Genomic DNA, 22,429 nt, shown 5'->3' with positions numbered 1-22,429 from the left:
TATGCTTACTTACCCTCCCGTGAAGAAGGTCTCGGTGGTTATCCCGGTTTATAACGAACAGGATAGCCTGCCGGAACTGCTTCGTCGTACGGATGCCGCCTGCGCCACCCTGGGGCGGCAATATGAAATTCTGTTGATCGACGATGGCAGCAGCGACGATTCCGCGCGCATGCTCACCGAAGCCGCCGAGGCGGAAGGCAGCCACGTCGTCGCCGTGCTGTTAAACCGTAACTACGGCCAGCACTCGGCGATCATGGCCGGCTTCAGCCATGTAACCGGCGATCTGATTATTACCCTCGACGCCGACCTGCAAAACCCCCCGGAGGAGATCCCGCGGCTGGTGGCGAAGGCTGATGAAGGTTACGACGTGGTGGGCACCGTCCGCCAGAACCGTCAGGACAGCATCTTCCGTAAAACCGCGTCGAAGATGATCAACCGCCTGATCCAGCGCACCACCGGCAAAGCGATGGGCGACTACGGCTGCATGCTGCGCGCTTACCGCCGCCATATCATCGACGCCATGCTCAACTGCCATGAGCGCAGCACCTTTATCCCGATCCTGGCGAATACCTTCGCCCGGCGCGCGGTCGAGATCCCGGTGATGCACGCCGAGCGCGAATTCGGCGACTCCAAATACAGCTTCATGCGCCTGATCAACCTGATGTACGACCTGGTGACCTGTCTGACCACCACGCCGCTGCGTCTGCTCAGCATTTTCGGCAGCGTGATTGCCCTGCTGGGCTTCGCCTTCGGCCTGCTGCTGGTGGTGCTGCGTCTGGCCTTTGGCCCGCAGTGGGCGGCGGAAGGGGTGTTTATGCTCTTCGCCGTGCTGTTCATGTTCATCGGCGCCCAGTTTGTCGGTATGGGCCTGCTCGGGGAGTATATCGGCCGCATCTATAACGACGTGCGCGCCCGCCCCCGCTACTTTATTCAACGTGTTGTTCGCCAGCCGGAAACGGCATCTAAAGAGGAAGATCGTTCATGAAAGCCGTAGTCTTCGCTTATCACGATATGGGCTGCACCGGTATCCAGGCTCTGCTGGACGCCGGGTATGATATCGCTGCTATTTTCACCCACCCGGATAACCCTGGCGAAAACCATTTCTTTGGCTCCGTGGCGCGCCTTGCCGCCGAGCAGGGCATTCCGGTGTGGGCGCCGGAAGACGTGAACCATCCGCTGTGGATTGAGCGTATCCGCGAGATGAAGCCGGACGTGCTGTTCTCCTTCTACTATCGCAACCTGCTGGGCGATGAGATCCTCAATCTGGCGCCGAAAGGGGCGTTCAACCTGCACGGTTCGCTGCTGCCAAAATATCGCGGCCGCGCGCCGCTGAACTGGGTGTTGGTCAATGGCGAAAGCGAAACCGGCGTCACCCTACACCGGATGGTGAACCGCGCAGACGCTGGCGATATCGTCGCCCAGCAGGCCGTGGCGATTGGCGCGGATGACGCCGCCCTGACGCTGCATCGTAAGCTGTGCGCCGCCGCCACTGAGCTGCTGAGCCGGGCGCTGCCGGCGATCCTCGCCGGCACCACCGATGAGCGTCCGCAGGATCACAGCCAGGCAACCTATGTGGGGCGTCGTACCCCGGAAGATGGCCGGCTGGACTGGGAGCTGCCGGCACAGACNCTGCACAATCTGGTGCGTGCGGTCTCGGATCCGTGGCCGGGCGCCTTCGGCTACGCCGGAGCGAACAAGTTTATCGTCTGGAAATCCCGCGTTCGCCACGATTTGCCAGCAGCTAAACCGGGCACCGTGCTCTCCATTGCTCCGCTGATCGTCGCGTGCCAGGACGGGGCGCTGGAGATTGTCACCGGCCAGACCGAACGCGGCGTGTACATGCAGGGCGCTCAGCTGGCGCAGGCGCTGGGCCTGGTGTCCGGGGCGGTGATCAGCAGCAAACCGGTGGTGGCGATTAAGCGTCGCACCCGGGTGCTGATCCTCGGCGTCAACGGCTTTATCGGTAACCACCTGACCGAGCGCCTGCTGCAGGACGACAACTATGAGATTTACGGTCTGGATATCGGCTCCGACGCCATCAGCCGTTTTCTCGACTGTCCGCGTTTCCACTTTGTGGAAGGCGATATCAGCATTCACTCTGAGTGGATCGAGTATCACATTAAGAAATGCGACGTGGTGCTGCCGCTGGTGGCCATCGCCACGCCTATCGAATACACCCGCAACCCGCTGCGCGTGTTCGAGCTGGATTTCGAAGAGAACCTGAAAATCATCCGCGACTGCGTGAAATACAATAAGCGCATTATCTTCCCGTCGACCTCGGAAGTGTACGGCATGTGCACCGACAAAAACTTCGACGAAGATAGCTCCAACCTGGTGGTGGGGCCGATCAACAAACAGCGCTGGATCTACTCGGTCTCCAAGCAGCTGCTCGATCGCGTGATCTGGGCCTATGGCGATAAGAACGGCCTGAAGTTCACCCTTTTCCGTCCGTTCAACTGGATGGGGCCGCGTCTGGATAACCTTAATGCCGCGCGTATCGGTAGCTCCCGCGCCATCACTCAGCTGATCCTCAACCTGGTGGAAGGGTCGCCGATCAAGCTTATCGAAGGCGGCAAGCAGAAGCGCTGCTTCACCGACATCAGCGACGGTATCGAAGCGCTGTTCCGCATCATCGAGAACAAAGACGGCCGCTGCGACGGGCAGATCATTAACATCGGCAACCCGGATAACGAAGCGAGTATCAAAGAGCTGGCCGAAATGCTGCTCGCCTGCTTCGAACGTCATCCGCTGCGCGATCGCTTCCCGCCGTTCGCCGGCTTCCGTGAAGTGGAAAGCAGCGATTACTACGGAAAGGGCTACCAGGACGTTGAGCATCGTAAGCCGAGCATCCGCAACGCCAAACGCTGCCTGAACTGGGAGCCGAAGGTGGAGATGGAAGAAACGGTCGAACACACGCTGGACTTCTTCCTGCGCACGGTTGAACTGGTGGACGATAAAAATCCATGAAACAGGTCGGCTTACGCATAGATGTCGATACCTTTCGCGGCACGCGGGACGGCGTTCCGCGGCTGCTGGAGCTGCTGGGCCGGCATGGGATCCAGGCAAGCTTCTTCTTCAGCGTCGGGCCGGACAATATGGGGCGCCACCTGTGGCGCCTGGTAAAACCGAAGTTTCTGTGGAAGATGCTGCGTTCCAGAGCCGCCTCGCTGTACGGCTGGGATATTCTGCTGGCCGGCACCGCCTGGCCGGGGCGCCGCATCGGCGCAGGGAACGAAGCGGTGATCCGCGCCGCCGCCGAATCTCATGAAGTCGGCCTGCACGCCTGGGACCACTACAGCTGGCAGGCGTGGAGCGGCGTCTGGCCGCAGGAACGGCTGGCGCTGGAGGTTGAGCGCGGCCTGCTGGAGCTCGAGCGCATCATCGGCCGGCCGGTGACCTGCTCGGCCGTCGCCGGCTGGCGCGCCGATCAGCGGGTGGTTAAAGCCAAAGAATCCTTCGATTTTCTCTACAACAGCGACTGTCGCGGCACGCGGCCGTTTCTGCCCCAGCTCGGCAGCGGCGTCTCTGGTACCGTGCAGATCCCGGTCACGTTGCCGACCTGGGACGAGGCGGTGGGCACGGCGGTGGATATCGCCGGCTTTAACCGCTACCTGCTGGACTGCATCCATCGCGATGCGGGCGTGCCGGTCTATACCATTCACGCTGAAGTGGAAGGCATTGCCTACGCCGATCAGTTCAATGAACTACTGACCATGGCGGCGGAAGAAGAAATTCAGTTTTGCCCACTGAGCCAGCTGCTGCCCGCTGACTTTAGCGAGCTGCCCTCAGGCAAAGTGGTTCGTGGTGAACTGGCTGGCCGGGAAGGCTGGCTCGGACGTGAACAATTACTGACTTCGGGTATTTGATGAAAAGCATTCGCTATGGCGTCTCTCTGATTGCGCTGTTTGCGCTGTATTATCTGCTGCCGCTCAATTTCCGTTTGCTTTGGCAACCCGACGAAACCCGCTACGCGGAGATCAGCCGTGAAATGCTGGCCACCGGCGACTGGGTGGTACCGCATTTTCTCGGCCTGCGCTACTTCGAAAAACCGATTGCCGGTTACTGGATCAACAGTATCGGTCAGTGGCTGTTTGGCCATAATAACTTCGGCGTACGCTTCGGGTCGGTCTTCGCCATCACCATGACCGCCCTGCTGGTGGCCTGGCTGGCGTGGCGGATCTTTCGTGATAAGCGGGTAGCTATCCTGTCGCCGATTATCTTCCTCACCGCGATGCTGGTGTATGCGATTGGCACCTATGCGGTGCTGGACCCGATGATCACCCTGTGGCTGGCGCTGGCGATGTGCAGCTTCTGGGGCGCGGCGCAGGCGCAGAGCCGCAGCGGCAAAATACTGGGCTACGTGCTGCTGGGCGTCGCCTGCGGGATGGGGGTGATGACCAAGGGCTTCCTGGCGCTGGCGGTGCCGGTGGTGGGCGTTCTGCCGTGGGTGATCGCCCGTAAACGCTGGCGTGAAGTGCTGACCTACGGCTGGCTGGCGGTAATCGTCTGTACGCTGGTGGTGCTGCCCTGGGGGCTGGCTATCGCTCAGCGCGAGCCGGACTTCTGGCGCTACTTCTTCTGGGTCGAGCATATTCAGCGTTTTGCTGAAAAAGACGCCCAGCACAAAGCGCCGTTCTGGTACTACATCCCGTTCCTGATCGCCGGCAGTCTGCCGTGGCTGGCCCTGCTGCCGGGGGCGCTAAAGCGCGGCTGGCTTGAGCGCGATGAGGCCCGCGGCGCGCTGTATCTGTTAGGTTGGGTGGCGATGCCGTTCCTGTTCTTCAGTATCGCCAAAGGCAAACTGCCGACCTATATTCTGCCGTGCTTTGCGCCGCTGTCGATCCTGATGGCCCGCTACGCGCTGGAGGCCGCAAAGACCGGCGCGAAAGCGTTGCGCATCAACGGGATGATCAACCTGGGCGTTGGTTTGCTGGGGCTTATCGCCGTGCTGGTGGTCTCGCCGTGGGGCTTCATGCATAGGCCGGTGTGGACCAAGATTGAGCTGTATAAATGTCTGCTGGCGGCGATCGCTTTTGCCGTCTGGGCGCTGATGGGCTGGCTGGCGATGAAAGACTCTGGCCGCCGCTGGAGCCTCGCCGCGCTCTGTCCGCTCGGCCTGGCGCTGCTGGTGGGCTTCGCCATCCCGGACCGGGTTATCGACAGCAAACAGCCGCAGTTCCTTGTGGAGATCGTCAGCGAATCCCTGCAGCCCAGCCGTTACGTCCTGACCAACAACGTTGGGATCGCCGGCGGCCTGGCCTGGGAGCTGAAGCGAAGCGATATTATTATGTTCGACAAACAGGGTGAGCTGAAGTACGGTCTCGACTGGCCGGATGCTCAGGGAAGCTTTGTCAGCCAGGCCGGTTTTGCCGACTGGCTGGCCGCGCATCGTCAGCAGGGGCCGGTCTCGCTGGTGCTGTTGATGGATAAAGGAGAGAGTATGCTCGACTTACCGTTACCGAAACCGGATAACGCCTACGAGCTGGGCCGGGTCGTTTTCCTTCAGTACCTGCCGCAATGAGCGTCTGGATCTGTCTGGTGTGCGCCAGCCTGCTGAGCTGCGCCGGACAGCTCTGCCAGAAACAGGCGACCCGCCCGTCCCGTCGCGGACGGCGGAGTCGCCATATACTCTTCTGGTTGGGGATGGCGCTGTTATGTCTGGGCTGCGGCATGCTGCTGTGGCTGAGCGTCCTGCAGTCTATTCCGGTCAGCATCGCCTATCCGATGCTGAGTCTGAATTTCGTCTGGGTTACCCTCGCGGGCTGGGGCATCTGGCATGAGCCGGTCGCCCGTCGCCACTGGCTTGGCGTCGGGTTGATCGTCGTGGGCATTGTCATTCTGGGGACCAGCGTCTGATGGGCTTTTTCTGGGCATTACTCAGCGTCGGCCTCGTCAGCGCCGCGCAGTTGCTGCTGCGCAGCGCCATGGTGGCCTTGCCGCCGCTGACCGATATTGTGGCATTTCTCCAGCATCTGCTGCATTTCCAGCCCGGGACTTTCGGCCTGTTTTTCGGCCTGCTGGGCTACCTGCTGTCGATGGTCTGCTGGTACTTTGCCCTCCATCGCCTGCCGCTGTCGAAAGCGTATGCGCTACTGAGCCTGAGCTATATCCTCGTGTGGGCCGCCGCCATCTGGCTGCCCGGCTGGCATGAGCCGTTCTACTGGCAATCGCTGCTGGGCGTGGCGATCATCGTCGCCGGCGTATTGACCATCTTCTGGCCGGTGAAACGCCGCTAGCCGGGGAGCCGGCTTTTGGGACGGCCCGGGCCGAGCAGGATCGCCAGCTTGCTGCCTCCGACGGTGGTTTCCATCCAGATTTTACAGACGCTGGTTAACGGCACCGAGAGCAGCATTCCCACCGGCCCCAGCAGCCAGCCCCAGACCAACAACGACAGGAACACCACCAGGGTCGACATCCCCAGCCGGTGGCCCATCATGCGCGGCTCCACCATGTTGCCCAGCACCATATGCACCACCAGAAACAGCGCCCCTACCAACAGGCACTCATAGATGCCGCTGAACAGCAGCGCCTGCAGCATGGGGGGGATAGCGGAGATGGCGGAGCCAATGTTCGGCACATAGTTCAGCAAAAACGCCAGCACCCCCCACATCAGGGCGAACTGTACCCCCATCGCCAGCAGCCCCAGCCAGACAATCAGCCCGGTCCACAGGCTAATCAGCGTCTTCAGCGCCAGATAATGGGTGACGCCTTTCAGCGCCCGGTGCAATCCGGCGATATGCAGGCGCGGGTTATTGAGGGCAAAACGCAGTTTGTAGGGCAGGTGGCGAACCTCAAACAGCATAAAGATCACCGTCATCACCAGCAGCACGATGCTGGCCATCGCCCCGGAAAGCTGGGTCATCAGCGTCGTGGCCCAGGTCATCAGCCGTTCTGAATCCATGCGCCGCAGCATCCGCTCCGGATTGATATGCAGATTAAGGAAGGGGAGATACTCCTGGAGCTGGAGGATCTTGCGCGTCAGGGCGCGGTTGAAATCGGGCAGCATGGCGACAAAGTCATTGAGCGACGCCGCCAGCACGCCGAGCAGCGCGGTGAGCATCACCAGCATCGCCGTCACCACCAGGGTAATGGCGAACGGACGCCGCACCCCGCGGCGAATGAACCAGGTGACCAGCGGGTTGAGAACAATAGCGAAAAACAGCGCCAGCAGCAGCTGCACCAGGATATCGGCGGCGGCGTGGATCCCGGCGAGGATAATCACCAGCGCCGCCAGCTTAAGTAAAATATGAAGCCCGGCTTTATCAGCCTGCGGAGGGGACATAGGTATTCCTTTTATGAGTCGCGCCAGATAAGTGTAGCGGTTCGCCGACTGCCAATATTCCGAAAGGAGGGCTGCTTTTCCGCCGACAGCGTGGTAATAGTGAAAGCTGGTTGTCGAAATCTGGTGGAACCTGATGCCCGAACCCGTCGCCGAACCGGCGCTTAATGGACTGCGCCTCAATCTGCGGATTGTCTCTGTCGTTATCTTTAACTTTGCCAGCTACCTCACCATCGGCCTGCCGCTGGCGGTGCTGCCCGGCTATGTTCATGATGTCATGGGCTTTAGCGCTTTCTGGGCCGGGCTGGTGATTAGCCTGCAATATTTCGCCACGCTGCTCAGCCGCCCGCATGCCGGGCGCTATGCCGACCTGCTGGGGCCCAAAAAGATTGTCGTCTTCGGCCTCGGTGGCTGCTTTTTGAGCGGTTTAAGCTATCTGCTGGCCGCCTGGGGCAGCGGCTGGCCACTGATTAGCCTGCTNCTGTTATGCCTCGGACGGGTGATCCTTGGTATCGGCCAGAGCTTCGCCGGCACAGGCTCGACGCTGTGGGGCGTCGGCGTGGTCGGTTCGCTGCATATCGGGCGGGTGATCTCGTGGAACGGGATTGTGACCTATGGGGCGATGGCGATGGGCGCGCCGCTCGGCGTGCTGTGCTATTCGCACATTGGCCTCAGCGGTCTGGCCGGGGTCATTATGGCGGTAGCGCTGGTGGCTATCCTCTGCGCGCTGCCCCGCGCGGCGGTGAAGGCTGCCAAAGGCAAAGCGATGTCGTTTCGCGCGGTGCTCGGCCGCGTCTGGCCCTACGGCATGGCGCTGGCGTTGGCCTCCGCCGGCTTTGGGGTGATCGCCACCTTTATCACGCTATTTTATGACGCCAAAGGTTGGGACGGCGCGGCTTTCGCGCTGACATTATTCAGCTGCGCATTCGTTGGCGCGCGGCTGCTGTTTCCCAACGCCATTAACCGACTCGGCGGGCTGAACGTGGCGATGCTCTGCTTTAGCGTGGAGGCGATCGGCCTGCTGCTGGTCGGCTTTGCCGATACGCCGATGATGGCGAAAATCGGTACTTTCCTTACCGGGGCTGGCTTTTCGCTGGTCTTTCCGGCGCTGGGCGTGGTGGCGGTGAAGGCGGTGCCGCAGCACAATCAGGGGTCGGCGCTGGCGACCTATACCGTGTTTATGGATTTGTCGTTGGGCGTCAGCGGGCCGCTGGCCGGATTGCTGATGGCGTGGACCGGGATCTCGATGATTTATCTCGCCGCGGCGGGGCTGGTGATGGCGGCGCTGCTGTTGGGCTGGCGGCTAAAAAAACGGCCCCCGGTTAGCGAACCGGAGGCCAGCGCACCAGGCCAGTAATTACTGGATGGTGAGGGTGTTGATGATGCTTTCCGCTTCGGTCTGCGCCTGCTGCTGGTTATCCGCCGGCAGGGTGACCTGCAGGGTCAGCAGCTTGTCATCCACTTTGCCGAGGATCACGGAAGACCAGGCGGTCTGCCCCTTGGCGGAGATGATGCTGTCCAGCTGCTGCAGGGTATGGCCTTTAATCTCCAGCGGTTTATTGCTCACCACCTGCAGCTGCGGGTCGCGGCTGCGCTGCTGATCTTCCAGGCGTTTCGCCAGCACCGCCAGATCTTCATTGGTGCTGTCGCCGACGATGACGATGACCGCTTTCTGGCCGGTAGCGTCAGAGTAGACGTGCATATTGTTCGCCTGGGTACCCAGTTTGCCGCTCTGGTCGGCCATGCCCGCAGGCAGGGTGAAGCTCAGCTTGCCATCCAGCAGGCTGATTGCCTGGCCGCTGGCATTGCTCTCCGCTGCTGCGCCAACGGTTGGCGCTTTTGAATCGCTGTTATCGCAGGCGGCAAGCCCCATCACCAGCAGGCCAATACCGACATATTTAACCAAATTGCGCATTGACATCTTCCTTTCGATAAACGGCCACTAATGGCTCATCCGGCTATCTTAACACATCAGCCCGCGAGTACCTTTAACTCGGCTGTAATGCCGACAAATCAGATTTATCCGCCAGTCTTTTCAACAGCATATTTAACAGCACGCCGTACATCGGCAGGAAGAAAATGATGCTGATAAGCACTTTAAAGCTGTAGTCGACGAGGGCGATTTCCCCCCAGTGGGCGGCCATAAACGGGTCCGGGCTGCGCCAGAAAGCGATAAAGAAAAACGCCACGGTATCGCTGATGTTGCCGAACAGCGTCGAGGCGGTAGGGGCCAACCACCAGCGGCGGCTCTGCCGCAGGCGGTTAAAGACGTGAACGTCGAGGATCTGCCCCAGCGCATAGGCCATAAAGCTGGCGACGGCGATGCGCGCGACGAAGAGATTAAAGGTGCCCAGCGCGGCAAAGCCCTGCCATTCGCCCATGTAGAACAGCGCGGAGATGCCGTAAGAGATGGCCAGCGCCGGGACCATCACCGCGAAAATGATGCGTCGCGCCAGCGGGGCGCCAAAAATTCGCACCGTCAGGTCGGTGGCGAGGAAAATAAACGGAAAACTAAACGCGCCCCAGGTGGTATGGAAACCAAAGATGGAGATCGGCAGCTGAACCAGATAGTTGCTGGAGGTGATGACCAGCAAATGAAATAGCGAAAGCCAGACGAGCGCTTTTTTGCGCTGTACGGTAGTAAACGGATTCATATTGTGACCTTTTTATGCCCGTCATGCTTCAGGTGAATGAGCAATCGGCAGCGGAACGTTGGGGTGAGGGAACCCAATTAAAAACGGCTGCATGATACTGCGTTGCCGGCGTAATGCAATGGTTGTTTTTCGCGCAAACGTTAACCTGGCTTGCGTACTGGCGAGCAGGGGGTAAACTAGGGCCGTTTTGTTGACGTGAGACTAAAATGAGCGAACTTTTCTCCACTCCTGACCACACCCTGGATGCCCTGGGACTCCGCTGCCCGGAGCCGGTCATGATGGTGCGTAAAACCGTGCGGACGATGCCGGTGGGCGAGACGCTGCTGATTATTGCTGACGATCCGGCCACCACCCGCGATATCCCGGGATTCTGCCGCTTTATGGAGCATGAGCTGGTGGCCCAGGAAACCGAAGCCCTGCCGTACCGCTACCTGATCCGCAAAAGCCACTGAGCCTCTCCCGGATGGCGGCGCGTAGCGCCTTATCCGGGCTACCCGACGGTCTGGAACCGTAGCCCTGCTAAGCGTAGCGCGAGCAGGGAAGCCGGTATCGATGCTACAACTTCTTACGCAATAACCGCAGCGCGTTAGCCGTTACCAGCACGGTGGCGCCGGTATCCGCCAGCACCGCCAGCCACAGACCGGTCAGGCCGAGCAGGGTGGTGACGAGGAAAATCCCCTTCAGCCCTAAGGCAATCGCGATGTTCTGGCGGATATTGGCGTGGGTGGCGCGCGCCAGGGAAATCATCTGCGCCAGGCCGGTCAGACGGTTATGGGTCAGCGCGGCGTCGGCCGTCTCCAGCGCCACGTCGGTTCCGCTGCCCATGGCGATGCCGATGGTGGCCGCTTTCATCGCCGGCGCGTCGTTGATACCGTCCCCGACCATCGCCAGCGGCGCGTCGGCATTCAGCGCTATCACCGCGTTGACCTTGTCCGCCGGTAGCAGACCGGCGCGGAATTCCAGCCCCAGTTCGCTGGCGATGGCCGCCGCGGCGCGCGGGTTATCCCCGGTAAGGATCACCCCCTGAACGCCCAACTGATGCAAAGCATCCACCGCCTGACGCGCGTCGTCGCGCAGGGTATCGCGCAGCGCCAGAATGCCGAGCAGCGTCTCGCCGCGCATCACCAGCACTACCGTTTGCCCGGCGCTTTCCAGCTGCTGGATCTGCGCCTCATGCTCTGCCGGGGCGGCTTTGCTGGCGGCGCAGATCAGGATGCGGCTGCCGTTGACTTCGGCTTCGATACCAGAGCCCGCCAGCGCCCGCTGGCCGCTGGCAAGCGGAATGCTCAGCTGACGCCGCTGCGCTTCACGGACGATAGCCTGCGCCAGCGGGTGGCTGGAGCCTTGCTCCACCGCCGCCGCCAGCGCCAGCAGCGCGTTGTCGTCAACTTCGGCCGTGGCAATAACCGAAGTCACCTGCGGCTGGCCGACGGTCAGGGTGCCGGTTTTATCGAACGCCACCTGGCGCACCTGGCCCAGCTGCTCCAGCGCCGCGCCGCCTTTGATTAGCGCCCCGCGGCGGGCGGCGACCGCCAGGCCGGAGGTGATGGCCGCCGGCGTGGAGATGACCAGCGCGCACGGACAGCCGATCAGCAGCAGCGTCAGCCCTTTATAAATCCACGGCAGCCAGGCGCTGGCGAAGAACAGCGGCGGGACAATGGCGACCAACAAGGCCACGACCATAATGGCCGGGGTGTAGATCCGGCTGAAGCGGTCGATGAAGCGCTCGATTGGCGCCCGACGCTCCTCAGCCTCTTCAATCAGCTTCAGGATGCGGTCGATGGCGCTGTCGCCCGGTTCGGATATCACGGTAAGCTGCACCAGGCGATCGACGCTGGTGGCGCCCGCCGCTACCCGTTCCCCGGCCTGACGCTCCACCGGCACCGACTCGCCGGTCAGGGCGCTTTCATCAAAGCTGGCAAACGGCGACAGCAGTTGTCCATCCGCCGGCAGACGCCCGCCGGCAGCCACTTCAATCACATCTCCGGGACGCAGGTCGCGCTGGGCGACGGTTTCCCGCACGCCGTTGCGCAGACGGATGGCGGTGTCGGGCTTCAGCGCCATCAGCGCGCTCACCCCCTGCCGTGCGCGGCTGGCGGCCCAGCCTTCGAGACGCTCGCCGATCAGGAACAGCAACAGCACCATCGCCGCCTCCGCGGTGGCGCCGATAAACAGCGCCCCGATGGCGGCGACGCTCATCAGCGTTTCAATGGCGAACCAGCTCCCGCTCTTGATCAGGCGTAGCGCCTGGCGGGCAACCGGCCACAGGCCAACCAGGGTGGTGGCAATAAAGGCCAACTGACCGGCAGGGTGGTTGGCCTGCTCCAGCCCCCAGCTCAAGGCCATCATGATAACCAGCGTCAGTAACGGCAGATTGTCGCGCAGCAGCGACCCTCGGGTTTGCTTAGCTGCGGGAGCATCGGCATCGCGCAGCGTATACCCCGCCTGGCGGACCGCGTTCTCAACCTGAGCGCGGACATCGCCCTCGGCGTTAACCAGCAGCTTTTCTGTGGCGAACAGCACCTGGACCTGACTGACCCCGGGCACCTGACGGACCGCGGTTTCCACCTTGCGGGCGCAGGCGGCGCAGTCCATGCCATCTACCTGCCAGCGGTAGCGGGCGTCGCTAAGCGCTTCGGCGGCAGGGGCGGACTCTGTGGCGCAGGCGTGATCTGTACAGCAGCTCTCCGCCGGGGCGGTTGCTGGCCGCATGGTGAAAGACGAGAATTGTGGAACTTTTTTATCCTGCGCGTCTGGAGTCGACATGGCACCCTCCGGGAAATGATAATTTTCTCATTAGCCGTAGGATACACTCTGGAGTCGACTCCAGAGTCAAGGACTAAATTACAGGTACAGCGCGCGCACGATCAGGAAGTGGCCGGCAAAGTAGAACGCGGCGGCGATGGCGTTATCGGCGCGGAAGCGGCGACGATAGTGGCTCACCAGCCACACGGCATTGCTCAGCAGCAGCAGGGCTGCGCCGGCGAAACCGGACAGCGCGGTGTTGGTGGGGCGGGCAAACCACAGCTCACCGGCCAGCCAGACCATTACCAGCGTCATTCCGATAAAGGTCAGCACCGGCATTTTCATCTCTTCCAGCCGACTCCAGATCACCGCCATTAGCAGGGCGCCGAATACCAGCAGCACCAGCGGCAGCGGCCAGAAGAACGACAGCGTCAGCTGGCTGGCGAACCAGATGGTATACAGCAGATGTGACAGGAAGAAAGCGCCCACCGCGTACATCACCCGCTGGCGCGGCAGCAGGGTCAGGGCGTCGCCGAGCAGCGAGGCGCACAGGCCAGCCAGCACCAGATAGCTGATGGCATTGAACATCGGCGCCTGCCAGGCCAGTAACAGCAACAGAATCAGGGTGACAGGTTTAAAAAACCAGCGTCGCCATGCCGGCCCACGATAGGATGCATCGACATAAAGCCATGCGGAGAAACAGACAGCAATAAATGACCAAAGCATAGTAAGTCCCTGTATCTGTTATCATAAAGAAAGTTACGGATGCGTGATGCTACTACNCAGTGTAGTGGTTTGGTGTAGCAGATGACAATGTTATTCCCGACGCAGTATGCTGATTCCTGATATTTTTTATGGGTAACCCTAATGAGTAAAATGCCCCTCTTTTTTGTTCTGGTCGTCGCGGTGATTGTGGTGGCGGCTTCGTTTCGCTATGTCCAGCAGCGCCGTGAGAAACAGGCGAATGACGCCGCGCCGTTGCTACAAAAGCGGGTTATCGTCAGCAATAAACGGGAAAAAGTGATTAACGATCGGCGCTCGCGGCAGCAGACGGTGACGCCTGCAGGCAGTGAGATGCGCTATGAAGCGAGCTTTCGCCCCGAAAACGGTGGGCTGGAGGTGGTGTTTCGCCTTGACGCGCCGCAATATCACGCGCTGAGCGTCGGCGATCGTGGGATGTTGAGTTATAAGGGCACAGCGTTCGTGGCGTTTACGCCCGATCCCTGAGCCCTTTTCAGGACTATTTTTTCAGCGTCGCCTTCAGTTTTTTCTGCCAGGCGACGAGCTCAAACACGCCGAAAATAAAAATGCGGATTTGCTCAAAGCGGCTCAGCGGCGGCGCCTCTTTCGGCTGCGTCGCCTTGAGCAGCGTCAGCTGCAGACCGTGCATCAGGATCATGAAAATCAGCGCGACGTTGACAAAGATATTCAGCGGCTTCGGGAAGGGCTGAAACAGATTCAATAACAGAAAGGCCCAGACGCACAGCATCAGCAGGCGGCCTAAATTAATCAGCATGGTGCTCTCCTTGGGCCTCACGTTGGTAAAGACGGTAGGCGACCTGTCCGGCCACTTTTTCACGATACAATTGCCAGTTAGCCGGCACCGGCGGTAAGCCGTTTTCGACTTCGCTTTCGACGTACACCAGGGCCTCATCGGCCAGCCAGCCTTGTGTCTCCAGCAGACGTAGCGTCTCCTCCAGCAGCCCCTGACGGAACGGCGGGTCGACGAACACGATCTGGTGCGGGGTCCCCGGCTGGCTCAGGAAGCTGAGGGTGTTGGTGGTGATCACCTTGCCGCGATCCGCTTTCAGGGTGGCGAGATTTTTTTGCAGCTGCTGGGCTACGCCGCGCTCCATCTCCAGCAGCGTGGTGCTGGCCGCATAGCGGGACAGCGCTTCCAGCCCCAGCGCGCCGCTGCCGGCAAAGCAATCGAGGCAGTGCGCGTCAACAATGGACGGCGCCAGCCAGTTAAAAAGGGTTTCGCGAACCCGGTCGGTGGTCGGCCGCAGGCCCGGGCTCTCCGGCACCGGTAATTTACGGCCGCGCCATTGCCCGCCGATGATGCGGATCTGGCCGCTGCCCGCGTGGTTTGGTTTTTTCATCTNTCTGCTCAAGTCTCAACTTCCAGCCTGCTATTCTAGCGATCGACGGCGGTTGACGAAACCTTAATCCGGGGGCGGTGCTGCGAGTTAAGTTAAGTGATAGACTATCCAACTAATTTCATCATTTTTTCAGCTTCTGATGAAGCTGCGCCATGAATAAACAGCGAGGAGTGTGGTCGCAAATGGCAAAAGAGAAAAAACGTGGCTTCTTTTCCTGGCTGGGCTTTGGACAGAAAGAACAGGCACAGGAAACCGAGACTGAGCAAAAAGTAGAAGAACAGCAAGCGGTTGCCGAAGAGATACCGGCGGTTGAAACCCCTGCTGAGCCGAGCGCGCCGAAAGCAGACCCGGAGGCGTTTGCCGAAGACGTCGTCGAAGTGACCGAGACGGTGGTCGAAAGCGAAAAAGCGCACCTCGCGGAGCCTGCCAGCGCGCAGGAAGAAGAGTGGGTGGAAACGCCTGCTCTGACCGAAGAAACGCCTGTTGTTGAACCGGAGCCCGCGGTCAGCGAACCGCCTGAACAGCCTGCGGTGGTTGAGCCGCTGGCGGAAGAGGTTATCGCCGAACCGGTGGTGGCGGAAGCCGTAGCAGAGCAGCCTGTGGAAGGCATCGTTGTCCAGCCGCAGGAGACAGAAGCGCCCGAAGAGGACGCGCCGTTAAGCGATGAAGAGCTGGAAGCGCAGGCGCTGGCGGCCGAAGCGGCAGAAGAGGCGGCGGTAGTGGTGCCGGCGCCCGAGGACGAGGCGCCGCTTGAAGCGCTGGTTCAGGAGCAGGAAAAACCGACAAAAGAAGGCTTCTTCGCCCGCCTCAAACGTAGCCTGCTGAAAACGAAGCAAAATCTCGGTTCCGGATTTATCAGCCTGTTCCGCGGTAAGAAGATCGACGATGATCTGTTTGAAGAGCTGGAAGAACAGCTGCTGATCGCCGACGTCGGGGTGGAAACCACCCGCAAGATCATTACCAACCTGACGGAAGGCGCCAGCCGTAAGCAGTTGCGCGATGCGGAAGCGCTGTACGGCCTGCTGAAAGAAGAGATGGGCGAGATTCTCGCCAAAGTAGACGAGCCGCTGAACGTTGAAGGCAAAACGCCATTTGTTATTCTGATGGTCGGCGTGAACGGGGTGGGGAAAACCACTACCATCGGCAAGCTGGCGCGTCAGTTTGAACAGCAGGGTAAGTCGGTGATGCTGGCGGCGGGGGATACCTTCCGTGCGGCGGCGGTGGAACAGCTGCAGGTCTGGGGCCAGCGTAATAATATCCCGGTGATCGCCCAGCACACCGGCGCCGACTCCGCCTCGGTAATTTTCGACGCCATTCAGGCGGCGAAGGCGCGCCATGTTGACGTACTGATTGCCGATACCGCCGGGCGTTTGCAAAATAAATCGCACCTGATGGAAGAGCTGAAGAAGATTGTCCGGGTAATGAAAAAGCTGGACGTCGACGCGCCGCACGAGGTGATGTTAACCATTGACGCCAGCACCGGGCAGAATGCTATTAGCCAGGCCAAACTGTTCCATGAGGCGGTAGGATTGACCGGGATCACCCTGACCAAGCTGGACGGCACCGCCAAAGGCGGCGTGATCTTCTCGGTGGCCGATCAGTTCGGCATTCCGATTCGCTATATTGGCGTCGGCGAGCGTATTGAGGATCTGCGTCCGTTTAATGCGGGCGACTTTATTGAGGCACTTTTTGCCCGAGAGGATTAAGAATGATTCGCTTTGAACAAGTCAGCAAAGCCTATCTCGGTGGGAGACAAGCGCTGCAGGGGGTGACCTTCCACCTGCAGCCGGGCGAGATGGCGTTTCTGACCGGCCATTCCGGCGCAGGGAAGAGTACCCTGCTGAAGCTTATCTGTGGTATCGAACGGCCCAGCGCCGGGAAAATCTTCTTCAGCGGTCATGAAATCAGCCGTCTGAAGAGCCGTGAGGTGCCGTTCCTGCGCCGCCAGATCGGTATGATTTTCCAGGACCACCATTTGCTGATGGATCGTACCGTGTATGACAACGTGGCGATCCCGCTGATTATCGCCGGCGCCAGCGGCGATGATATTCGTCGTCGCGTCTCGGCGGCGCTGGACAAGGTTGGCCTGCTGGACAAAGCGAAGAATTTTCCCATTCAGCTCTCCGGCGGTGAGCAGCAGCGCGTGGGAATCGCTCGCGCGGTGGTCAACAAGCCGGCGGTGCTGCTGGCGGATGAACCGACCGGCAACCTCGACGAGGCGCTCTCGGAGGGGATTTTACGTCTGTTTGAAGAGTTTAACCGCGTCGGGGTGACGGTACTGATGGCCACGCACGATCTGGGGCTTATCTCCAGTCGTCCGTACCGCGTGCTGACGCTTAGCGACGGCCATCTGCATGGAGGCATTCGGGGTGAATAAGCGCGACGCAATGAACCAGATTCGCCAGTTCGGCAGCAAGTTCGATCGCCTGCGCAACGCCGCGGGCGGCGGCGGTGGCGGGCGCAATGCGCCAAAACGGCCGAAAGCGGCGCCTAACCCGGCCTCGCGTAAGAGCAACGTATTCAACGAGCAGGTGCGCTATGCCTGGCACGGCGCGCTGCAGGATCTAAAAAGCACGCCGCTGGCGACCTTCCTGACGGTAATGGTCATCGCCATTTCGTTGACCCTGCCAAGCGTCTGCTACATGGTCTACAAAAACGTCAGCAGCGCGGCGTCCCAGTATTATCCCTCGCCGCAGATCACCGTTTATCTGGAAAAAACGCTGGATGACGATGCCGCGGCGCGGGTGGTGGGCCAGCTGCAGGCGGAGCAGGGCGTCGACAAGGTAAACTATTTGTCCCGTGACGAGGCGCTGGGGGAATTCCGTAACTGGTCTGGCTTTGGCGGCGCCCTGGATATGCTGGAGGAGAACCCGCTGCCGGCGGTCGCCATCGTGGTGCCGAAGCTGGATTTCCAGAGCACCGAGGCGCTGAATACCCTGCGCGATCGGGTAACGCGGATCCAGGGCGTCGATGAAGTGCGGATGGACGACAGTTGGTTTGCCCGTCTCTCCTCGCTCACCGGGCTGGTAGGACGCGTGTCGGCGATGATCGGCGTGCTGATGGTGGCGGCGGTGTTCCTGGTGATCGGCAACAGCGTGCGCCTGAGCATCTTCGCCCGCCGCGATACCATTAACGTTCAGAAGCTTATCGGCGCCACCGACGGCTTTATCCTGCGTCCGTTCCTCTACGGCGGAGCGATGCTGGGCTTTTCCGGCGCGTTTTTATCGCTGATCCTGTCGGAGATTCTGGTAATGCGCCTCTCGTCGGCGGTGACCGAAGTGGCGAAAGTCTTCGGCACCCAGTTTGAGCTGAGCGGCTTAGGCTTCGACGAGTGTCTGTTGATGTTGATCGTCTGCTCGATGATCGGGTGGGTAGCCGCCTGGCTGGCGACAGTGCAACATTTACGTCACTTTACTCCCGATTAATAAAAGCGTGATATAATCTTTCCCTGCTGCAATGAGTTCCTGTTCGCAGGGAAAGATACCGCAAGCTTGTTCCCCTTTTCCTGCCCTCACTTTTTCATCGTGGTGTCACATTTTGTGCGTAATTTATTCACACCGTTGCATGGAACTTGTGGATAAAATCACTGTCTGATACTAATGTGAGTGATATTCTCGTTGCTCATGAATGCTGGCATGCTTGTTGCCTGATGGGGACAAGAACGCGTCAGAAGATATCAATTGAGAGGATTTGAATGACCAAAGAAATGCAAACTTTAGCTTTAGCCCCCGTTGGTAACCTGGAATCGTACATCCGGGCCGCTAACACTTGGCCGATGCTGTCGGCTGATGAAGAGCGGGAGCTTGCTGAAAAGCTGCATTACCAGGGCGATCTGGAAGCAGCGAAAAAGCTGATTCTGTCTCACCTGCGCTTTGTTGTTCACATTGCTCGTAACTACTCGGGCTATGGCCTGCCGCAGGCGGATCTGATCCAGGAAGGCAATATCGGCCTGATGAAAGCCGTGCGTCGCTTTAACCCGGAAGTGGGTGTGCGCCTGGTCTCCTTCGCCGTGCACTGGATTAAAGCCGAAATTCACGAATACGTGCTGCGCAACTGGCGTATTGTGAAGGTCGCTACCACCAAAGCACAGCGTAAGCTGTTCTTTAACCTGCGTAAAACCAAACAGCGTTTGGGTTGGTTCAACCAGGATGAAGTGGAAATGGTGGCCCGTGAGCTGGGCGTGTCGAGCAAAGACGTCCGCGAGATGGAATCCCGTATGGCGGCCCAGGACATGACCTTCGACATGTCGTCCGACGATGAGTCAGACAGCCAGCCGATGGCGCCGGTCCTGTATCTGCAGGACAAAACGTCTAACTTTGCCGACGGCATCGAAGACGATAACTGGGAAGAGCAGGCGGCGAATAAGCTGACTGACGCGATGCAGGGCCTGGACGAGCGTAGCCAGGACATCATCCGCGCCCGCTGGCTGGACGAAGATAACAAGTCCACGCTGCAGGAACTGGCCGACCGCTACGGCGTCTCCGCAGAGCGCGTGCGTCAGCTGGAAAAGAACGCCATGAAAAAACTGCGTGCCGCTATCGAAGCCTGATACGCCACGCCTGCCTGATACCTGATATCAGGCTCCACGATAACGCCCCGCCTCAGGTTGGGGCGTTTTGTTTTTCTGCGTCCTCCCGGAGCAGGAGCATCTGCGGGCAGTGCGTCTGCAGGCAGTCGAGTAAGACGCTGAACGCCGACGCCATCTGCTCTTCGGGCTGGCTGGCGAATCCCATCAGTAATCCTTTCTTGCGCGCCGCCGTCAGGTAGTAGCGCGACAGCGGCCGCACCAGAATGTGCCGCGCATTGGCCTCTCTGGCGATCGCCACATCGTCAGCCTCTGCGGGCAAATTGAGGATCAAATGCAGCCCGGCATTATCGCTGAAGTCAGACAGGGCGTACGGCATACAGTGCCGCTGGATAAGCTCAGTTAAAAAGGCCCGGCGACGGCTGTAGAGCAGCCGCATACGGCGGATATGGGCCGAATAGTGGCCGGCGGTAATAAACTCCGCCAGCGCCATCTGGATCAGCGAATGGCCGCCGCGGTAAAGCTCGGCATGGGCGTGCTTCAGATCGCTGACCAGCGGCCGCGGGATCACCACGTAGCCCAGGCGCAGGCCGGGATAGAGCGTCTTGCTGAAGGTGCCGATATAGACCACCGGGGCGTCGGCGACCAGACCCTGCAGGGCGGGGATCGGCTGACCGGAAAAGCGAAACTCGCTGTCATAATCATCTTCGACGATCCAGCTCCCCTGCTGACGGGCGAGCGCCAGCAGGCGCTGGCGGCGCTCAAGGCTCATCACCGCGCCCAGCGGATACTGGTGGGAAGGCGTAACGAAGATCAGCCTCGGCGCATCGTCAACCGTCTCCGGCGGGCACAGGCCGTTGGCATCGACGGTCAGGGGCTCTGCCCGAACGTCGTTCATCGCCAGCACGTGGCGGATCCCCCAGTAGGAAGGCTCTTCCACCCACGCCAGATCGCCGTTATCACACAGCATGCGGGTGACCAGATCGATCGCCTGGTGGATCCCCTCGGTGATAAGAATTTGATCTGACTGACAGTGGACGCCGCGCGACACGCGCAGATAATCCACCAGCGCCTGCTGCAGTTCCGGAGTGCCGCCGTTGCAGCTATAGCTGAGCCGCTCCGGTTTGGGCCGACGGCTGATGCGGGCCTGGATCTTACTGAACAGCGGGTGGGGAAAGGCGTTAACGTCCGGCACGCCGGGTATAAACGCTCCCCACTGGCGCGGGCTGGCGCTGACCTGGCCGAGCAGATGCTGGCCTCGGCGTGAAAGATGCGCCGTCGGTGCTGCGATACTGCTGTTTTCTTGCTGACCTTTAGCCGTCAATGAGCTCTCAGGGGCGGTTTGGGCAACGAATGTTCCGCTTCCCCGACGGGAAACCACATATCCTTCCGCCAGCAATTGTTCATAAGTTGTTAATATGGTGTTTCTTGATACGCCAAGTTCGCCCGCCAGGTCCCGCGACGGCGGCAGACGGCTTTGCGGCGCCAGCGAACCGTCGAGGATCGCGCGGCGCAGCGCGTTATATAAGCGTTTGTGCAGAAGAGGATCCCGCTCTTCCTGCAGACGGACCAGCACCAGGTCACCCACCAGCGAACGCAATTGGATCCCTCAGATATTCAAAATTGGTACTCGATTATAGGGCCAACTCCTGTGTAAATAAACGACATCGTTTCTAATTTGTTGCGATAACGTGACATACACGACAGGAGATTCGCAGGTGAAAAGCTCAGAACTGAATCAACGTCGCCAGCAGGCGACGCCGCGCGGCGTAGGCGTAATGTGTAACTACTTTGTCGAGAAGGCGGAAAACGCCACGCTGTGGGATATCGAAGGCAATGAGGTGATCGATTTCGCCGCCGGGATCGCCGTGTTAAATACCGGTCACCGCCATCCGAAAGTGGTCGCCGCGGTTGCCGACCAGCTGCAGGCGTTCACCCACACCGCCTATCAGATTGTGCCGTACGAAAGCTATGTTTCGCTGGCGGAGCGTATCAACGATCTGGCGCCAATTGACGGGCCGGCAAAAACGGCTTTCTTCACCACCGGCGCGGAAGCGGTCGAGAACGCGGTGAAAATCGCCCGCGCTTACACCGGTCGTCCGGGGCTGATTACCTTCGGCGGCGGTTTCCACGGCCGTACCTTTATGACCATGGCCCTCACCGGTAAGGTCGCGCCCTACAAAATCGGCTTCGGGCCGTTCCCGGGCTCGGTGTATCACGGCGTTTACCCCAATGCGGCGCATGGCGTGACCACCGCGGATGCGCTGAAAAGCCTGGAGCGCATTTTCAAAGCGGATATTGCGCCGGACCAGGTAGCGGCCATCATTCTCGAGCCGATCCAGGGGGAAGGCGGCTTTAACGTCGCGCCGGCCGATTTTATGCAGGCGCTGCGCGACCTGTGCGATACCCACGGCATTCTGCTGATCGCCGATGAAGTGCAGACCGGTTTCGCCCGTACCGGCAAGCTGTTCGCCATGCAGCACTATGAGGTGAAACCGGATCTGATGACGATGGCGAAAAGCCTCGCCGGCGGTTTCCCGCTGTCGGGCGTCGTTGGTCGCGCCGAAGTGATGGATGCGCCAGCCCCAGGCGGGCTGGGCGGAACCTATGCCGGTAACCCGCTGGCGGTGGCCGCGGCGCACGCGGTGCTGGATGTGATTGCCGAAGAGCAGCTGTGTCAGCGCGCTGAACAGCTGGGTAGCCATCTGCAGGAAGTGCTCAACCAGGCGCGCGCTACCTGCCCGGCGATCGTTGATGTCCGCGGCCGGGGGTCGATGGTGGCGGTGGAGTTTAACGATCCGCAAACAGGCGAACCGTCGCCGGAATTCACCCGCCTTGTGCAACAGAAAGCGCAGGAGAACGGCCTGCTGCTGCTGAGCTGTGGCGTCTACGGCAACGTGATCCGCTTCCTGTATCCGTTGACTATCCCCGACGCCCAGTTCTCGAAAGCGCTGGATATTCTGGCGCGCGTACTGAAGAGCTAACGTCTCCCCGGCGGGCTGCGGCGGCAGGGAAGCCGAACAGAAACAGGACGCCGCAGCCGGCTGTTTATGCTCAGCGTGAGTGGTTTATCACCCTGATATCACCTTTTTTCCGGCGGTGACAACCGCCGGAGTAAAACGGA

22 protein-coding genes are annotated in these 22,429 nt (G+C 60.4%); 14 read left to right on the top strand and 8 right to left on the bottom strand.

Annotation, left to right across the window (positions count from 1 at the left end):
* Window position 1: 1 nt before the first annotated feature.
* The 6 genes from arnC (at window position 2) to arnF (ending at window position 6,236) form a co-directional block, all read left to right on the top strand.
* Window positions 2–985, top strand: coding sequence for an undecaprenyl-phosphate 4-deoxy-4-formamido-L-arabinose transferase (arnC, locus tag VZP09_RS19270; RefSeq protein WP_002921035.1), 984 nt, complete (start codon window positions 2–4; stop codon window positions 983–985).
* The gene (gene arnA, locus VZP09_RS19265) at window positions 982–2,967 is read left to right on the top strand and encodes a bifunctional UDP-4-amino-4-deoxy-L-arabinose formyltransferase/UDP-glucuronic acid oxidase ArnA (RefSeq protein WP_004173963.1); all 1,986 of its coding nucleotides are present in this window, start codon (window positions 982–984) and stop codon (window positions 2,965–2,967) included. Before arnC ends, arnA begins: the two co-directional genes overlap by 4 nt.
* Window positions 2,964–3,866, top strand: a complete 903-nt coding sequence (gene arnD / locus VZP09_RS19260; protein WP_009308746.1) for a 4-deoxy-4-formamido-L-arabinose-phosphoundecaprenol deformylase — start codon at window positions 2,964–2,966, stop codon at window positions 3,864–3,866. Before arnA ends, arnD begins: the two co-directional genes overlap by 4 nt.
* Window positions 3,866–5,521, top strand: coding sequence for a lipid IV(A) 4-amino-4-deoxy-L-arabinosyltransferase (gene arnT / locus VZP09_RS19255; RefSeq protein ID WP_032415775.1), 1,656 nt, complete (start codon window positions 3,866–3,868; stop codon window positions 5,519–5,521). The genes arnD and arnT overlap by 1 nt, the downstream gene beginning before the upstream one ends.
* Window positions 5,518–5,856, top strand: a complete 339-nt coding sequence (gene arnE, locus VZP09_RS19250) for a 4-amino-4-deoxy-L-arabinose-phosphoundecaprenol flippase subunit ArnE (RefSeq protein WP_002920864.1) — start codon at window positions 5,518–5,520, stop codon at window positions 5,854–5,856. The genes arnT and arnE overlap by 4 nt, the downstream gene beginning before the upstream one ends.
* The gene (gene arnF / locus VZP09_RS19245) at window positions 5,856–6,236 is read left to right on the top strand and encodes a 4-amino-4-deoxy-L-arabinose-phosphoundecaprenol flippase subunit ArnF (protein WP_002920863.1); all 381 of its coding nucleotides are present in this window, start codon (window positions 5,856–5,858) and stop codon (window positions 6,234–6,236) included. The genes arnE and arnF overlap by 1 nt, the downstream gene beginning before the upstream one ends.
* On the opposite strand, the gene VZP09_RS19240 is transcribed toward arnF, so the two are convergent.
* Complete coding sequence (locus VZP09_RS19240; RefSeq protein ID WP_004145147.1) at window positions 6,233–7,282, bottom strand: AI-2E family transporter; 1,050 nt, start codon at window positions 7,280–7,282, stop codon at window positions 6,233–6,235. The genes arnF and VZP09_RS19240 overlap by 4 nt on opposite strands.
* Before the next feature lie 133 nt (window positions 7,283–7,415).
* Here VZP09_RS19240 and VZP09_RS19235 point away from each other — a divergent pair, with 133 nt between their 5' ends.
* Window positions 7,416–8,636, top strand: coding sequence for an MFS transporter (locus VZP09_RS19235; RefSeq protein ID WP_004173981.1), 1,221 nt, complete (start codon window positions 7,416–7,418; stop codon window positions 8,634–8,636).
* Here VZP09_RS19235 and VZP09_RS19230 read toward each other — a convergent pair whose 3' ends face one another.
* Together VZP09_RS19230 and VZP09_RS19225 are read right to left on the bottom strand one after the other, a co-directional pair.
* A complete protein-coding gene (locus tag VZP09_RS19230) occupies window positions 8,637–9,194 on the bottom strand; it encodes a DcrB family lipoprotein (RefSeq protein WP_002920861.1) in 558 nt (185 codons plus the stop codon).
* 73 nt (window positions 9,195–9,267) lie between these two features.
* Entirely contained in the window at window positions 9,268–9,933 is a 666-nt protein-coding gene (locus VZP09_RS19225; RefSeq protein ID WP_002920860.1) for a 7-cyano-7-deazaguanine/7-aminomethyl-7-deazaguanine transporter, read from the bottom strand.
* A 206-nt stretch (window positions 9,934–10,139) separates the two neighbouring features.
* On the opposite strand from VZP09_RS19225, the gene tusA reads away from it, so the two are divergent.
* On the top strand, window positions 10,140–10,385 hold the full coding sequence (gene tusA, locus VZP09_RS19220; RefSeq protein ID WP_002920858.1) for a sulfurtransferase TusA: 246 nt from the start codon (window positions 10,140–10,142) through the stop codon (window positions 10,383–10,385).
* 103 nt (window positions 10,386–10,488) lie between these two features.
* Here tusA and zntA read toward each other — a convergent pair whose 3' ends face one another.
* Together zntA and VZP09_RS19210 are read right to left on the bottom strand one after the other, a co-directional pair.
* On the bottom strand, window positions 10,489–12,699 hold the full coding sequence (zntA, locus tag VZP09_RS19215; RefSeq protein WP_032415774.1) for a Zn(II)/Cd(II)/Pb(II) translocating P-type ATPase ZntA: 2,211 nt from the start codon (window positions 12,697–12,699) through the stop codon (window positions 10,489–10,491).
* Window positions 12,700–12,777: 78 nt separating this feature from the next.
* Entirely contained in the window at window positions 12,778–13,404 is a 627-nt protein-coding gene (locus tag VZP09_RS19210) for a lysoplasmalogenase (protein ID WP_102001652.1), read from the bottom strand.
* 150 nt (window positions 13,405–13,554) lie between these two features.
* On the opposite strand from VZP09_RS19210, the gene VZP09_RS19205 reads away from it, so the two are divergent.
* On the top strand, window positions 13,555–13,905 hold the full coding sequence (locus VZP09_RS19205; RefSeq protein ID WP_004173989.1) for a DUF2500 domain-containing protein: 351 nt from the start codon (window positions 13,555–13,557) through the stop codon (window positions 13,903–13,905).
* A 13-nt stretch (window positions 13,906–13,918) separates the two neighbouring features.
* Here the strand turns inward: VZP09_RS19205 and VZP09_RS19200 are convergent, their stop codons facing one another.
* Both VZP09_RS19200 and rsmD read right to left on the bottom strand, forming a co-directional pair.
* A complete protein-coding gene (locus tag VZP09_RS19200; RefSeq protein WP_002920822.1) occupies window positions 13,919–14,194 on the bottom strand; it encodes a DUF1145 family protein in 276 nt (91 codons plus the stop codon).
* The gene (rsmD, locus tag VZP09_RS19195; RefSeq protein ID WP_002920820.1) at window positions 14,184–14,780 is read right to left on the bottom strand and encodes a 16S rRNA (guanine(966)-N(2))-methyltransferase; all 597 of its coding nucleotides are present in this window, start codon (window positions 14,778–14,780) and stop codon (window positions 14,184–14,186) included. Before rsmD ends, VZP09_RS19200 begins: the two co-directional genes overlap by 11 nt.
* Window positions 14,781–14,962: 182 nt before the next feature.
* On the opposite strand from rsmD, the gene ftsY reads away from it, so the two are divergent.
* The 4 genes from ftsY to rpoH all read left to right on the top strand — a co-directional run bounded on the left by ftsY (window position 14,963) and on the right by rpoH (window position 19,329).
* Window positions 14,963–16,486: a signal recognition particle-docking protein FtsY gene (ftsY, locus tag VZP09_RS19190; protein ID WP_032415773.1), complete on the top strand. Its 1,524-nt coding sequence runs from the start codon at window positions 14,963–14,965 to the stop codon at window positions 16,484–16,486.
* Window positions 16,487–16,488: 2 nt separating this feature from the next.
* Window positions 16,489–17,157 carry a cell division ATP-binding protein FtsE gene (gene ftsE, locus VZP09_RS19185; RefSeq protein ID WP_002920817.1) on the top strand — a complete coding sequence of 223 codons (669 nt, stop codon included), beginning with the start codon at window positions 16,489–16,491 and terminating at the stop codon, window positions 17,155–17,157.
* A complete protein-coding gene (gene ftsX, locus VZP09_RS19180) occupies window positions 17,150–18,205 on the top strand; it encodes a permease-like cell division protein FtsX (RefSeq protein WP_004173994.1) in 1,056 nt (351 codons plus the stop codon). The genes ftsE and ftsX overlap by 8 nt, the downstream gene beginning before the upstream one ends.
* Window positions 18,206–18,474: 269 nt before the next feature.
* Complete coding sequence (gene rpoH, locus VZP09_RS19175) at window positions 18,475–19,329, top strand: RNA polymerase sigma factor RpoH (protein ID WP_002920815.1); 855 nt, start codon at window positions 18,475–18,477, stop codon at window positions 19,327–19,329.
* A 52-nt stretch (window positions 19,330–19,381) separates the two neighbouring features.
* Here the strand turns inward: rpoH and pdxR are convergent, their stop codons facing one another.
* Entirely contained in the window at window positions 19,382–20,905 is a 1,524-nt protein-coding gene (gene pdxR, locus VZP09_RS19170) for a MocR-like pyridoxine biosynthesis transcription factor PdxR (RefSeq protein ID WP_004186003.1), read from the bottom strand.
* Between the two features lie 118 nt (window positions 20,906–21,023).
* On the opposite strand from pdxR, the gene VZP09_RS19165 reads away from it, so the two are divergent.
* On the top strand, window positions 21,024–22,289 hold the full coding sequence (locus tag VZP09_RS19165; protein ID WP_002920814.1) for a 4-aminobutyrate--2-oxoglutarate transaminase: 1,266 nt from the start codon (window positions 21,024–21,026) through the stop codon (window positions 22,287–22,289).
* Window positions 22,290–22,429: the final 140 nt, after the last annotated feature.

It is taken from the genome of Klebsiella sp. EMBS2024, assembly GCF_036233805.1.
GTDB classification, from domain to species: domain Bacteria; phylum Pseudomonadota; class Gammaproteobacteria; order Enterobacterales; family Enterobacteriaceae; genus Klebsiella; species Klebsiella pneumoniae.
This window is presented reverse-complemented; position numbering and strand designations above follow the sequence as displayed.

What these genes read in the sequence shown, in the direction of transcription:
- arnC (WP_002921035.1), top strand. Translation starts at nt 2, where the DNA reads ATGCTTACTTACCCTCCCGTGAAGAAGGTCTCGGTGGTTATCCCGGTT.
- arnD (WP_009308746.1), top strand. Translation starts at nt 2,964, where the DNA reads ATGAAACAGGTCGGCTTACGCATAGATGTCGATACCTTTCGCGGCACG.
- arnT (WP_032415775.1), top strand. Translation starts at nt 3,866, where the DNA reads ATGAAAAGCATTCGCTATGGCGTCTCTCTGATTGCGCTGTTTGCGCTG.
- arnE (WP_002920864.1), top strand. Translation starts at nt 5,518, where the DNA reads ATGAGCGTCTGGATCTGTCTGGTGTGCGCCAGCCTGCTGAGCTGCGCC.
- arnF (WP_002920863.1), top strand. Translation starts at nt 5,856, where the DNA reads ATGGGCTTTTTCTGGGCATTACTCAGCGTCGGCCTCGTCAGCGCCGCG.
- VZP09_RS19240 (WP_004145147.1), bottom strand. Translation starts at nt 7,282, where the DNA reads ATGTCCCCTCCGCAGGCTGATAAAGCCGGGCTTCATATTTTACTTAAG.
- VZP09_RS19230 (WP_002920861.1), bottom strand. Translation starts at nt 9,194, where the DNA reads ATGCGCAATTTGGTTAAATATGTCGGTATTGGCCTGCTGGTGATGGGG.
- VZP09_RS19225 (WP_002920860.1), bottom strand. Translation starts at nt 9,933, where the DNA reads ATGAATCCGTTTACTACCGTACAGCGCAAAAAAGCGCTCGTCTGGCTT.
- tusA (WP_002920858.1), top strand. Translation starts at nt 10,140, where the DNA reads ATGAGCGAACTTTTCTCCACTCCTGACCACACCCTGGATGCCCTGGGA.
- zntA (WP_032415774.1), bottom strand. Translation starts at nt 12,699, where the DNA reads ATGTCGACTCCAGACGCGCAGGATAAAAAAGTTCCACAATTCTCGTCT.
- VZP09_RS19210 (WP_102001652.1), bottom strand. Translation starts at nt 13,404, where the DNA reads ATGCTTTGGTCATTTATTGCTGTCTGTTTCTCCGCATGGCTTTATGTC.
- VZP09_RS19205 (WP_004173989.1), top strand. Translation starts at nt 13,555, where the DNA reads ATGCCCCTCTTTTTTGTTCTGGTCGTCGCGGTGATTGTGGTGGCGGCT.
- VZP09_RS19200 (WP_002920822.1), bottom strand. Translation starts at nt 14,194, where the DNA reads ATGCTGATTAATTTAGGCCGCCTGCTGATGCTGTGCGTCTGGGCCTTT.
- rsmD (WP_002920820.1), bottom strand. Translation starts at nt 14,780, where the DNA reads ATGAAAAAACCAAACCACGCGGGCAGCGGCCAGATCCGCATCATCGGC.
- ftsY (WP_032415773.1), top strand. Translation starts at nt 14,963, where the DNA reads ATGGCAAAAGAGAAAAAACGTGGCTTCTTTTCCTGGCTGGGCTTTGGA.
- ftsE (WP_002920817.1), top strand. Translation starts at nt 16,489, where the DNA reads ATGATTCGCTTTGAACAAGTCAGCAAAGCCTATCTCGGTGGGAGACAA.
- rpoH (WP_002920815.1), top strand. Translation starts at nt 18,475, where the DNA reads ATGACCAAAGAAATGCAAACTTTAGCTTTAGCCCCCGTTGGTAACCTG.